12 protein-coding genes are annotated in these 13,108 nt (G+C 40.7%); 4 read left to right on the plus strand and 8 right to left on the minus strand.

The window, feature by feature from the left end; translation table 11 throughout:
* Complete coding sequence (locus QZ407_RS03420; protein WP_295767697.1) at positions 1-1,419, minus strand: alkaline phosphatase family protein; 1,419 nt, start codon at positions 1,417-1,419, stop codon at positions 1-3.
* Positions 1,420-1,676: 257 nt separating this feature from the next.
* Here QZ407_RS03420 and QZ407_RS03425 point away from each other — a divergent pair, with 257 nt between their 5' ends.
* Positions 1,677-4,253 carry a BamA/TamA family outer membrane protein gene (locus QZ407_RS03425; protein WP_295767699.1) on the plus strand — a complete coding sequence of 859 codons (2,577 nt, stop codon included), beginning with the start codon at positions 1,677-1,679 and terminating at the stop codon, positions 4,251-4,253.
* A 78-nt stretch (positions 4,254-4,331) separates the two neighbouring features.
* On the opposite strand, the gene QZ407_RS03430 is transcribed toward QZ407_RS03425, so the two are convergent.
* Both QZ407_RS03430 and pyrE read right to left on the minus strand, forming a co-directional pair.
* A complete protein-coding gene (locus QZ407_RS03430; RefSeq protein WP_157539758.1) occupies positions 4,332-5,954 on the minus strand; it encodes an ATP-binding cassette domain-containing protein in 1,623 nt (540 codons plus the stop codon).
* A 461-nt stretch (positions 5,955-6,415) separates the two neighbouring features.
* The gene (gene pyrE, locus QZ407_RS03435) at positions 6,416-7,057 is read right to left on the minus strand and encodes an orotate phosphoribosyltransferase (protein ID WP_157539757.1); all 642 of its coding nucleotides are present in this window, start codon (positions 7,055-7,057) and stop codon (positions 6,416-6,418) included.
* On the opposite strand from pyrE, the gene QZ407_RS03440 reads away from it, so the two are divergent.
* The gene (locus QZ407_RS03440; RefSeq protein ID WP_157539756.1) at positions 7,056-7,697 is read left to right on the plus strand and encodes an NUDIX domain-containing protein; all 642 of its coding nucleotides are present in this window, start codon (positions 7,056-7,058) and stop codon (positions 7,695-7,697) included. The two genes, pyrE and QZ407_RS03440, sit on opposite strands and share 2 nt — an antisense overlap.
* On the opposite strand, the gene coaD is transcribed toward QZ407_RS03440, so the two are convergent.
* A complete protein-coding gene (coaD, locus tag QZ407_RS03445; RefSeq protein ID WP_157539755.1) occupies positions 7,651-8,127 on the minus strand; it encodes a pantetheine-phosphate adenylyltransferase in 477 nt (158 codons plus the stop codon). The two genes, QZ407_RS03440 and coaD, sit on opposite strands and share 47 nt — an antisense overlap.
* Positions 8,128-8,265: 138 nt before the next feature.
* Between coaD and QZ407_RS03450 the strand changes: the two genes are divergently transcribed.
* Positions 8,266-9,789, plus strand: coding sequence for a GH3 auxin-responsive promoter family protein (locus tag QZ407_RS03450; RefSeq protein WP_295767703.1), 1,524 nt, complete (start codon positions 8,266-8,268; stop codon positions 9,787-9,789).
* Here the strand turns inward: QZ407_RS03450 and QZ407_RS03455 are convergent.
* Positions 9,786-10,472 (minus strand): hypothetical protein, encoded by a 687-nt coding sequence (locus QZ407_RS03455; protein ID WP_295767705.1) that lies wholly within the window; start codon positions 10,470-10,472, stop codon positions 9,786-9,788. The genes QZ407_RS03450 and QZ407_RS03455 overlap by 4 nt on opposite strands.
* 87 nt (positions 10,473-10,559) lie before the next feature.
* Between QZ407_RS03455 and QZ407_RS03460 the strand changes: the two genes are divergently transcribed.
* Positions 10,560-11,132 carry a pentapeptide repeat-containing protein gene (locus tag QZ407_RS03460; protein WP_295767707.1) on the plus strand — a complete coding sequence of 191 codons (573 nt, stop codon included), beginning with the start codon at positions 10,560-10,562 and terminating at the stop codon, positions 11,130-11,132.
* Here QZ407_RS03460 and QZ407_RS03465 read toward each other — a convergent pair.
* Genes QZ407_RS03465 through QZ407_RS03475 form a run of 3 tightly spaced genes read right to left on the minus strand, consistent with a single transcriptional unit; the run spans position 11,129 to position 13,065 of the window.
* Positions 11,129-11,668: a DUF4269 domain-containing protein gene (locus QZ407_RS03465; RefSeq protein ID WP_295767709.1), complete on the minus strand. Its 540-nt coding sequence runs from the start codon at positions 11,666-11,668 to the stop codon at positions 11,129-11,131. The genes QZ407_RS03460 and QZ407_RS03465 overlap by 4 nt on opposite strands.
* A 39-nt stretch (positions 11,669-11,707) precedes the next feature.
* A complete protein-coding gene (gene rsmD, locus QZ407_RS03470; RefSeq protein WP_295767710.1) occupies positions 11,708-12,274 on the minus strand; it encodes a 16S rRNA (guanine(966)-N(2))-methyltransferase RsmD in 567 nt (188 codons plus the stop codon).
* Positions 12,250-13,065, minus strand: coding sequence for a DUF3822 family protein (locus QZ407_RS03475; protein WP_295767711.1), 816 nt, complete (start codon positions 13,063-13,065; stop codon positions 12,250-12,252). Before QZ407_RS03475 ends, rsmD begins: the two co-directional genes overlap by 25 nt.
* Positions 13,066-13,108: the final 43 nt, after the last annotated feature.

The raw sequence follows: 13,108 nt of genomic DNA on the forward strand, positions 1-13,108 counted from the left end.
CTAAAAAAGTGATTCGCCTTCAGATGCTTTAGGCGTAATACCTTTCCATTTAAGTATGGAGTTAAAAAGATCGGCTGTACGTGCGGGCTGCGTATGCCAGTTTTTTTGGTTGTAAATAAGCGGCACGTGTATGTGCGATTTATGAAGCGATCCATGTGAGCCTAAATGTTCAGGGTATTCCCAAAAATCACGAAGGTCATGTCCTACCCGGGCGCTAATCACGATATCGCCCGCACGGCGGCTTCTAAACAATTGGTGTATCTGGAATAATGAGTCAGGGTAATCGGTTTCAAAAGTAGCTTCCAATGCAGCACGATGTCCGTTCACCTCAATATCTCTGCCTTGTTTAAGCGGGTCGGCACTTTCGGGGCGGTATATAAATTTATCGCCATTTACCTGTACTGTTGCTTTACCCTCAGCACTATGCACAACATAGGTTTGCTCGGTATTGCCGCGGTAAATTCCAAAATCAACCGCTTGCTCGGCAATCAGGCTGTTTAAGCGACTGGTTCCCATAGCCGTGTTAATTTCACTCTCGCTCAGCGGATGATCGCCATCATGATTAAGCAGGTGTATACTGCCAAATGAGTTACCGGATATCATTACTGCCGATTTTGGATTTGATTTCCAAATTGTTGGGTAGTAAACAGATTTTAAGTCGTTGTTAGTCATCCAATCACCCAAGTCAAGGTGCTTCTCGGTAGGAGTAAGTCCATGATCTGATGTCATTACAAATAAGGTATCATCCCACCAGCCTTTTTGCTCTAACAGGGCGCGTACCTCACCAAGGCTGTTGTCAACTATTTTGTAAGCCTCAATGGTACGTGCGTCACGCACATGGTGATAATGAGAGTCCCAGTCAACACTCGGAAACACAGCAAACAAAAAATCAAAATCTTTGCCCGACTGCAGCATATCCATAATGCGCTGATGCCCCTGAAGGTCAACCGGGTGGTGACGTTTCCAAAAATGTGCACGTGTATATAACAACCCTTTACCTTTCTTACCCAAATCATACTCATCCGGTACGTTGCGGGTAATCATGTTATAAAGGTTGTATGACTCGCCCATTAACTCAAAAAGCGTAGGCTTATCAGCTGGCATGTCGGTATTAAACCACGCCGCTTCAGGCCCGCAGTAAGAGCGCATGGCCATTTTATTCCAACGGGTACGTTTAAATTCTTTTTTATCAAACCAACGTATACCGGTAATGCCCATAGTGCCCGGAAAGTGCCCGGTCAAAAATGGCAGGTATGCAGGCCCTGTGGTTGACGGAAAACATGTGGTTGCTTTACGGTAGGTACCCTCGTCAATGATGCGTTTTATATTTGGTAAAAGGCCCTGATTTATAAGTTCCGGCATTATTTCGGCATGAGCGCCATCAACCAGGTAAAATAGGGTTCGTTTTTTATTGTGCATTAATACTGAACTTATAGGTGGAGTTAAAAATAGCTTACAGGCAGCTTTTAACAATCGGTAAATATAATTTTTACAATAAACAATCAGCTTATAAACTTTTATAAAGCTTTACAGGGCACTCGCTTTAAACTAAATAACCTGCTTTAACAACTTTTTAATAAATATTTTGTAGTTGAGTAAACCGGCCGTCACAAAAAACATCTTTTAATGTTATTGATTACTAATTTATTATAAATACAACCGGCCGTTCTATTAAAATGCCTTTGAAAAAACATTACTTATCATACCTATTAACCGCAGGTTTAATAACTCCTGCAATTAACGTACTGGCCCAACGCAAGGCCGATAGTATTACTGTTGCTGTTGCACCCGATTACAACGATGTAAGTGGTGTACATCGTATTTTACTTGGCGAAAATTACCGAAAAGAGTGGGGCTTGCCGGTAAAAGTTCGCATAATTGACCTAAGTAAAGAAAAAGGCGGCCTGGAGATTGAACAAAAGGGCGGTGGTATGCAAACCAAATCTTTGCGGTTAAAAGACAAAACGGGACAGGAATGGGTACTGCGTTCTGTGCAAAAATATCCTGAGCGTGTTTTACCTCCATCATTACGATCAGGTTTAACTAAAGCCATTATACAAGATCAAACCAGTACCGCAAACCCATTTGCAGCTTTAACGGTGCCTGTAATGGCTGATGCCCTGAAAATACCACACTCAAACCCTGAGATAGTTTATGTTGGTGATGACCCGGTTTTAGGTAAATACAGCAAGGACTATAAAAACAGTGTGTTTTTATTTGAAGAGCGAGAGCCGCTTGAATCAGAGAAAACAGATAACACAAAGAAAGTACAGCGAAAACTGGCAGAAGATAACGATGTAGAGTTTGATGCTAAGCTTACTTTAAGAGCCCGTTTATTTGACCAGGTAATTGGCGATTGGGACCGCCACGACGATCAGTGGCGTTGGGATAAGAAGAAAGATGGAGATAAAACCATGTATACTCCCATTCCGCGCGATCGTGATCAGGTTTATTACAAAACATCGGGCGTTTTACCCTGGATAGTAGCTCACCAGTTTTTGAAGGCAAAATTCCAGCCGTTCAATAACGAGATAAGGGATATAGGCGCCTGGAATTTCAATGGCAGATTTTTCGACAGGTACTTTTTAAGAGAACTTAACGAAAAGGATTGGAAAGAACAGATAGCCTATGTGCAAACGCACTTAACTGACAAAGTTATTGATGAGGCTATGCACCGCATGCCTCCGGGTGTTTATAAGCTATCAGGACAAAAAATCACCCAAACTGTAAAGGCACGGCGTGATAACCTTATGAAGATGGGGCTGGAGTATTACCGGTTTATATCGGGCCAGGTTGATGTACCGGCAAGCGAAAAAAATGAGCATATTGAAATTGATCTTAAAGACAGCGGCGACGTTAAGTTGACTATACGTAATATCAAAAAAGACAATTCGCTGGGGCGCGAGGTTTACAAGCGTACCTTTAAGCCTGATGTTACTAAAGAAGTGCGTATTTACGGCTTTGGAGGCGGTGATAAATTTGAAGTAAAAGGCACCGGAAAGTCTCCGATTAAAATACGTATGATTGGCGCCAAGGGCAGCGTTGATACCTTTACCGTTAATAAAGAAGTTGACAATCGTGGTCGCTTGTATGTGTACGACCGCAAAGACGAGCAAAACATACTGCCCGATAAGGGCCTTGCCAAAATACGTACCTCAACAGATACGGGTGTTACTTACTACGAAAGAAAGAACTTTGAATATAACCGACCTGAACCCATTGTATATGCACGTTATAATAATGATTACGGTGTAATCCTTTCGCTGGGATATGCTTTTACCAAACAAGGTTTCCGTAAAGTGCCTTATGATTGGCGACAAGAGTTCCTGGTTAATTATGCATTCGGTCGTAAATCTTTCCTTATACGTTATAATGCCGATTTTAAACAGCTTATTGGTAAAAATGATTTGATGGTGCATATTACCTCCAGGGGGCCGCATAACATCAGTAACTTTTTTGGCGTAGGTAACGAAACATTCTTTGAGAAAGACAGCGAGTGGATTAATTACTTCCGTAACCGGTACGATCACTTGTATGGCGATGTAAGATTAGCGCATACCTACGGTAAGGTTAAACTGAGTGCAGGTGTAACCGGGCAATATTACCATGCTGACGGAGGCGATAATAACAATAAGTTTTTACAGCAATTCAATATTCAAAACCCGGGCGACAATGTCTTCAGCAACAAAACCTATGCGGGTTTAATAGCCGGTGCCGAAATTGATACCCGTAACAGTGCTATATTACCAACCAAAGGTATTTACATGAATACCACTTTGCGTGGTTTACAGCAGTTAAACCAGGATAATAGCCGTTATGGTCAGCTGCTATCAGAAATTAGCTTTTATAACGACTTAGGGCACGATTCAACCTTCGTACTGGCTACACGTTTTGGCGGTGGTACAACAATTGGTCATGCTGAGTACTTTCAGCAATTAAAGCTAGGTGGATCTGATAATTTAAGAGGATTTCGCACCTGGAGGTTTACCGGTAAAAGCATGGTATACAACAACATTGAAGCCCGTGTACGAGTGCTCAACTTCAACTCTTTCTTATTTCCCGGAACTTTGGGTTTAATTGGTTTTAATGACATTGGCCGGGTATGGACTCCGGGCGAAAAATCATCTAAATGGCACGATGGTTACGGAGGAGGCTTGTTTTTAGTGCCTGCCGAATTGTTTTTGATACAGGCAACGCTTGGCCATTCAAAAGAAGGAAAGTTTGTTTATGTAAATCTTGGATATAGATTTTGACAAGTTATAATTGAAAGTAAATAAAAGAGGGTTTGTGAAGCATTTTACAAACCCTCTTTTATTTATAACTTAGATAGCTTAAGCGTACATTTCTTCACGCTGTTTTTGTACCGCATCGTTGCTTATATAATCATCGTAGCTCATCATTTTATCAATTACGCCGTTAGGAGTAATTTCAATAACACGTGTTGCAACTGTTTGGGTAAGCTCATGATCTCGTGAGGTAAACAATATGGTGCCTTTAAAATCTTTCATGCCGTTGTTCAGGGCAGTAATTGATTCCAAGTCAAGGTGATTGGTTGGTTCATCAAAAATAAGCAGGTTAGGTTGTTGCAGCATCATGCGGCTAAACATACAACGCATTTTTTCGCCACCCGAAAGTACAGTGCAATTTTTCAAAACTTCCTCACCTGAGAATAGCATACGGCCAAGGAAACTACGGATGAACTGCTCGTCTTTATCACCGGTAGAATACTCACGTAACCAATCAACCAAATTAAGGTCTTTGCCCGTGAAGTAATCGGCGTTATCAATAGGAATATCAGCTGGGTTAATGGTAACCCCCCATTTAAAGCTGCCTGTATAATCTTCGTCGCGGCCGGTTAAAACATCATAAAAGGCAGATGTTGCAAGGCTGTTTTGTGATAATATAGCAATTTTATCGCCCTTGTTTACCATAAGGTTAACGTTGGCAAACATCACTTCTCCGTTCACCGTTTTGCTCAGGTTCTCAATCTGCAATATCTGGTCACCGGCCTCGCGGCTTTGCTGGTTGAACATGATAGCCGGGTATTTACGGTTTGATGGCTTTATTTCATCAAGATTGATCTTATCAAGTGCTTTTTTACGGCTGGTAGCTTGTTTTGATTTAGATGCGTTAGCGCTGAAACGGCTAATGAATTCCTGTAACTCTTTAACCTTATCTTCCAGTTTCTTGTTCTGATCGGCACGCTGCTTAAGGGCAAGCTGGCTTGATTGATACCAGAAGGTGTAGTTACCGGTAAATATGGTCATTTTGCCGAAATCAATATCAACTACGTGGGTACAAACAGTATCTAAAAAGTGGCGATCGTGAGATACTACCAAAACAATAGCCTCATAGCCGGCCAAAAAGTCTTCAAGCCAGTTAATGGTATGGATGTCCAAATCGTTGGTAGGCTCATCCAGCAGTAAAATATCTGGTTTGCCAAATAGTGCCTGCGCTAACAGCACGCGTACTTTTTGCGTGCCATCAAGCTCGTTTACCAACTTATAGTGCAGGTCTTCCTTGATACCAAGATTGCTTAACAGGGTAGCGGCGTTACTTTCAGCATTCCAGCCGTCCATTTCAGCAAAAATGTTTTCTAACTCACCGGCACGTTCACCATCAGCATCTGTAAAATCTTCTTTAAGGTAAATGGCATCCTTTTCTTTCATGGTGGCATAAAGTTCTTTGTGCCCCATAAGTACAGTATCAATTACCGGAAACTCGTCAAACTCATAGTGGTTTTGTTTTAAAACCGCCATACGCTCGCCTGGTGTAAAGCTTACCGAACCTGTTGATGGATCAATTTCGCCCGATAATATTTTAAGGAAAGTAGATTTACCCGCACCATTGGCACCAATGATGCCGTAGCAGTTACCTTGGGTAAATTTTAAATTAACATCCTCAAACAGGGTGCGCTTACCGTAGCGCAACGATAAATTAGATACTGTAATCATGCCGTTCTTTTAAAAAGAATTTGAGCAAAAATACGGTAAAAATGCCACACTTACGCGTTTTGGGCATCAAATTCAACAATTACAAGAGTTTATGATGCGATTTTACGCCCCATGAGAATGTTTTAACAATTTGATATTCTTAACTTAAGAATAAATATTTTGTTAATTTATTAAAGGCTATACAGCGATTGCTAAAATATTCGGAAAAGTGCTTAAAAACATGCCAAAAAGTAACTTATGGATGTATGATTGCGTTAAATTAGTAACAAATAAAATCAATATTATGTTAATAGTAATCGCAGGATTGGTAGTTGTAAATGTAATAGTTGCATTATATAACTCACAAAGCAAAAAGGCTTTTTAATTATAATTACAAGCCTGCGGCTCATTAGCCGCATAGCATCAACTTATAAATTGCAAACAGGCTGTCATTGTTAAATGCAGCCTGTTTTTTTATGTTTTTATTTGCCCCACTCAGAAGGGGTTTCCCTCCATTTTTGCAGCAGCGCAACACTATCTTTATTAATGTACTGCTGCTCCTCGGCAAACTTAAGCATGGCATTGTAATTAGAAAGGGTTACATATCTGCATTTAGCTTTTTTGAAATTATCTTCGGCAACATCAAAGCCATAGCTAAAAATTGCAGCCAGGCCTGCCACTTCGCATCCTGCCTCACGTAGTGCTTCAACCGCCTGAAGGCTGCTTTTGCCTGTGGAAATTAAGTCTTCAATGACCACAACACGTTTACCCGGCATAATTTCGCCCTCAATCATTGATCCGGTACCGTGCTCTTTGGGTTTTGAGCGTACATATATAAATGGTAACCCTAATTCTTGTGCTACAAGCGCTCCCTGTGGGATGCCTGCAGTAGCTACACCGGCAATGCACTGTACCGAGCCAAATTCTTCCTGAATTACAAGGCTCAATTTTTGACGTATATACGTACGTATAGCCGGATAAGACAAGGTTACGCGATTATCACAGTAAATTGGAGATTTCCATCCCGATGCCCATGTAAAAGGATTATCGGGTTGCAATTTAATTGCTTTAATTTGCAGCAGGAATTCGGCCACTTGCTGTTCAATCTCATTTTTATTAAACATGGCGCAAAAATACAGAATTTATATCAACCAGAAGGTTGTTTTAATTACAGAAACGGTACCTGCTCAGCCTGAGCAGTACGAACAGCTTGATCAGCAATCATTTGATATGAAAACTTTGTATCATAAAATTGTTGCCGACAACACCAGGTTGTATTACTACATACTTTGTAATAACGCCAAAGCATACCTTAAAAAAGTAATGAAAAGTGTTACACTTATTGAAGCTGCAGGTGGCTTAGTTAAGAATGATAAAGGCGATTATCTTTTCATTTTCAGGAATGGTAAATGGGATATTCCTAAAGGTAAACTTGAGAAAGGTGAGAAGCCTAAAGAAGGTGCCGTGCGTGAAGTTGAAGAAGAATGCGGCATCAGCATTGATAAATGTGGAAAGAAAATTGTGAACACTTACCACGCTTACACTAGCCGCGGCGAAGTAGTTTTAAAGAAAACCTACTGGTATAAAATGAAGTATTTTGGCAAGGCCAAACTAAAACCGCAGGTTGAAGAGGGTATAACCGAAGTGCGTTGGATGAACCGCAGCGACATTAATATGGTAGTAAATAATACCTTCCCTTCAATTATGGATGTTTTGCTTAAGCGCGATTTGCTTTCAGATGTTCCAGCGCCTCTTTCGGAATAAATTGGCTTACATCGCCATTGTGCTTTAAAACCTCGCGTACAATTGTTGAACTGATAGATGAGTAACCCGGTTTGCTCACTATAAAAATACTCTCAATATCAGGGGCCAGAGCGTGATTCATTTGCGCTATGGCCTTTTCATACTCAAAATCTGATACAGTACGTATGCCGCGTATCATGTAATTTGCATTAATGCTTTTACAAAAATCAACAGTAAGCCCTTCGTAAGCAATGATGTGGATTTTTGGCTCCATTTCAAAAACTGCCCGTAGCATTTCCTGCCTTTGCTCTATACTTAAAAAGCTTTGTTTTGAACTGTTTACACCAATGCCTATGTAAAGTTTATCAAATAAACCTACCGAGCGTTTTACAATATCAACATGTGCTTTGGTAACAGGATCAAACGAGCCGGGGAAAAGGGCAATTTTCATAGTTACTTTTTGGAGTATGGCAAAGTTAAATTTTTTGACCGGATAATGTGAATAGCTTTTCGGCAAATACTTGTTGTTTGTACAATCATTTCTTACCTACAACTGTTATGAGTATCAGTTTTCATCAACATACACTCAATGGCAATCATAGGCGAACTTATTAAAGCGGCAATTGACTTTACTGACAAAGTAATAAAGGACCCCGACCCCATAGAGGCACAAAACGAAGTTTTAAAAGAAATGCTTGAGAAAGCAGCCAACACTGCGTTTGGAAGACATTACCATTTTAAAGAAATATTAGAAAACAACGATGTAGCACAAGCCTTTGCCAGGGCAGTTCCGGTTTTTGATTATGACCGTATGGAAAAGGAATGGTGGCACAGGGTGGTTAATAATGAAACTGACGTTACCTGGCCTGGCGCTGTACATTATTTGGCCTTAAGCAGTGGTACCACAAGTCACAGTAAAACTATACCCGTAACCGATGATATGCTTGCAGCTATCAAACGCTCGGGTATGCAGCAGGTTGCTGCGCTTGCTAATTTTGATTTACCCGCCGATTTTTTTGAAAAGCAAATATTAATGCTTGGCAGCAGTACCGATTTAAAAGATATCAACGGACACAAGGCCGGCGAAATTAGCGGTATAAGTGCAAGCAATATTCCATTTTGGTTTAGAGGATATTACAAGCCTGGAAAAGACATTGCATCAATAAGTGATTTTGATGCGAAAATTAAAGAGATTGCCCGGCAGGCACCAAACTGGGATATAGGCAGCCTGTCAGGCATTCCGGCTTGGATTGAACTGATGCTAAAAACCATCATTAAAGAGCATAACCTAAATAACATTCACGAAATATGGCCTAATCTGGCGGTGTATACAACAGGAGGGGTTGACTTTGAACCTTACCGTAAAAGCCTTGAAAAGCTGATGGCTCATCCGCTTATTTACATTGATACTTATTTGGCATCGGAAGGGTTTATGGCTATGCAAAAGCGCCCCGAAACTTCTTCAATGGCTTTGGTTGTAGACAACGGCATATACTTTGAATTTGTACCTTTTGAGGAGGGTAACGTTACCGAAGATGGCAGCGTAGCTATTGGCGCCGAAGTGCTTACGCTTGCTCAGATAGAGGAGGGCAAAGAGTACATATTGCTCATATCAACAGTATCGGGTGCGTGGCGTTACACCATAGGCGATACGGTTACCTTTACCGATGTAAGCCGCCATGAGATTAAGATAACCGGCCGTACCAAGCAGTTCTTAAACGTAGCAGGTTCACAGTTATCAGTTCTGCAAATGAACAAAGCCATACAGGAGATGTGCCACAAGTACAACTGTTCGATGGAGGAGTTTATAGTTGCTACTGTACACAGGGGCGATGATTTAATTGACCGGTGGTATATAAGTGCCGATAGTGAAGTTGATGATGCACGTTTGGCAAAAGAGCTTGACGAAACGTTACGTAATAACAATAAAAACTACGCAGTTGCCCGAACGCGTGCCCTCAAGGATGTTGAGGTGGTAACCATACCTGTTGAGATTTTTCACCGTTGGGCCGAAACCAACAAAAAACTGGGCGGGCAGGTAAAAATTCCGCGCGTTATGAAAGAAGATCAGTTTTTGGAGTGGGAAGAATTTGTAAGTAAGGCACGTAACTAGTTTTCGGTAATTGGCTTTTTTAACTCCTTAATTAAGTCAAGTATTTGCTGGGGCGAAAGGTACAAGCGTTTAATGCGTGCAATATACTCGGGCGGTAAATCATGATTGTTGAGTATAAAGTTTTTGGTTTTGATGATGTAATTGCCAAGCCCGTGCTGCACCGCATATTTATCAGCATTACGCTCGGCCTGCATTAATGATTTTTCGGAACTTAAATAGCTTATGCCAAAACCAATCAGTTGCCAGTTGTTGCGATTGTGATAGTCCATAACGTGCCCCAGCTCATGTCCTATCCAACCTATCAACACATCATTTGGCGCGTCCTCAATTGGCATTGACCGGTGAACCATGTGAAACATAGGATTAATTTTGATCACGTAACTTCGTTTTTTTTGCCCCCTGAAAAATGTGCCAACCACAGGTTGCGACAGCATTATCGACTTGCTGGTATTGGGATCGAATATGAAATCAATAGGCGTATCTTTTAATTCGGGATAATACTTCAAAGCGGCAAGAATTTCTGTTTTAAGTACTACTGGAATAGTTTTATGCTGGTAGAAAACATTTTTTTGGCTGGCACCAGCCAGTGAGGCAGGTGTTGAGGAAAAATACACCAATGTATATACATAAGCACTTACAATTAGTGCCACAAGTACAATCATAAACAGGTGTTTCCTTTTCATAACTAAAACAACGCATGTATCAGGTTATGGTTTATATAGCTTTTGTTAATTAAAATATGTTGTTTTGGCTACTCTATGACATTAGCTATGCAACAACAATACAACGATGGCGTAACATTTGAAAAGTTAAGTTACGCAGGCGAGATTATTAACGGTAAAGAATTTCAGGACTGTGTGTTTAAGCAATGCGACCTGAGTAACGGCAACTTTGGCAATAATAAGTTTATTGATTGTGTATTTGATGGTTGTAACTTATCTATGTTAAAGCTTTCACAGGCAACTTTAAGCAGCACTGTTTTTAAGAATTGCAAACTGCTTGGAATAAACTTTCACGAATGCAGCGACTTTATGTTTAGCGTTGAGTTTGAGAGCTGTGTGCTCGACTATGCATCTTTCAGCGGGAAAAAGATGCTTAAAACAAACTTCAGTAAATCTTCAATTAAAGAGGTAAACTTTTCACAAACTAATCTTACAGGTTCCAAATTTCAGCATTGTGACCTTGACCGTGCAATATTTCACCGCACCGATCTTAGTTCGGTTGACTTTACAACAGCTGCAAATTTTGATATCGATCCCGAAGTAAATACTATTAAAAAGGCAAGCTTCACTGCTGATAGCCTTATTGGCTTGTTAAGGCGCCATCAAATAAAAGTTATTTAATGTTTGCTTGGATCTACATCAAGCAAGGCAATATATGGGTTGCCTTCTAAATTTAAAACTTTGGCAAAAGCAGGCTCAGTTTTATAGCCTTGCTGCTTAAGCTGTATAATTTGTTGCCTGAAAGATTCCCCTTTATATTCAAGCAACTGATGTTCAATAATCATGTGACGGTAGCCAAACTGCTGTTTAACCGGTATGCTTTGGCCAAATACCTCAACTTCCCAATCATCAGCAAAAAAGTTGGCAACAACTGCATCTGTTCCGGCTATTGACGTTTCGTAAATCTTAAATCTGTCAAGAAACGAAAACTCTTTGAGTAGCGTATTCATGAAGAAATCTTTATCCGTATAATGACATAAGATGTCTAAATCACTTCCTTGTATATCAATATTAAGAGGAATTGTTCCGGCCAGTACGGCTTCAAATGGTTGCAGTATTGATAAAATATTAAGACTAATTAAGGTGCGGTAGGCACTCTGCTGCCGGCTGGTGCCATTAGCTAAATAATCAATATTATCAAAGTTGATATGAGGCACGCGTTATACTTTTTTATCTACGCATGAATAGCGCTTAAATTACTGTTCCTCGCCAGTTGCCTCTTCATGCTCTTTCATCCAAAAGAATGAAAAAGACGAATGCCCGTAACGGCGCTGTTCGGCAAAATTGGAATGATTGCTCAGGTTTTGCATCGATTGATGTTCTACAATAAGCAAACCACCTGGTAGTAACAGGTTCCGGTCAAATACAATTTTAGGTATCTCGGGTATGCGGCTAAGGTCATACGGCGGATCGGCAAAAATCAGGTTGTAACCTTCAGTTTCAATATCAAGGTATTTAAATACATCGGCCTTAAAGGTTTTTATTTGATCAAGTCCGTGTTGTCGCGCTGCCTCCTTAAGGTAGTTAACACAATGAATACTACGATCAACGGCAACTACGTTTTGCGCGTAGCGCGATGCAAATTCAAGTGCAAGATTCCCCGTGCCGCTGAACAGATCAAGTACCTTAATGCCTTCCAGCTCAATTTGATTTTGCAGAATATTGAAAAGGGCTTCTTTTGCCAGGTCGGTTGTGGGCCTTACAGGTAAGTTTTTAGGCGGATTAAGGCGTAATCCTTTTAAGCGTCCGCCAATGATGCGCATAACGATAGTGCAGTAAGAGACAAAAACTGATGAGCAGGCAAAGTTCCCGATTGTTGTACCACCGATGTGTTGTTTAATTCTACCGTTTTAAAAATATCGGTAAGAATATTGTGATATCGCATGTCGTTGTGCGCAATACTGCCACTTAATACAACCGATACTGTACTCATATCAAGCTTTAGTTGCTGACAAACAAAAGCGGTATAGTAAGCCAATTCATCTTCGTGGGTAAAATCAAAGGTGTTAAACAGTTGTAGCTTGCCCTGCCTAAAATAGGCAACATCAAATTGCTGATGGTAAATATTGATATATAAATGATAACCCGATGGCTGGCTGCTTGCAATAGCTTGTAACCAACCGCTTGCGCCAAATATTACTCGTTCGTTGCCAAAGCGCTGTATGGCTTGTGTTACGGCTGGTGTAGCCTTAAATATAACATCATTGCTGTCATCAAGCGGCTGTGAAAATACAGTGTCTTCGGGCTTAACGTCTAATAGCCGTGCAGTATCAATGGTGGTTTCCTGATCAAGCAAACCTTGCGGTACAAGTGTAAAAGCAGATGATTTGATGCCGGTAACTACGTTAGCATAGTGAAAGTTGAGTACTTCCTGCACCTCGCCTGGTTGTGTAAGCTCAGTTAAAGGCGCATCATGCCGCCAAACCATTAACTTATCACCGTGCGTTACCGCCAGCGAAAAGTTTGTTTCGCTTAGTTGCAGCAATAGTGTGTAATTTCCAACCTGGGTATAATTAAACTGCGGGTCGATATAATGATACAGCGAATCGTTCATAGCAACGCTCAAAAGTAACTATTTTTTCATTGCTTTGTTAAGG

Origin of the sequence: uncultured Mucilaginibacter sp. (assembly GCF_913773635.1) — a bacterium.
Taxonomy (GTDB): domain Bacteria; phylum Bacteroidota; class Bacteroidia; order Sphingobacteriales; family Sphingobacteriaceae; genus Mucilaginibacter.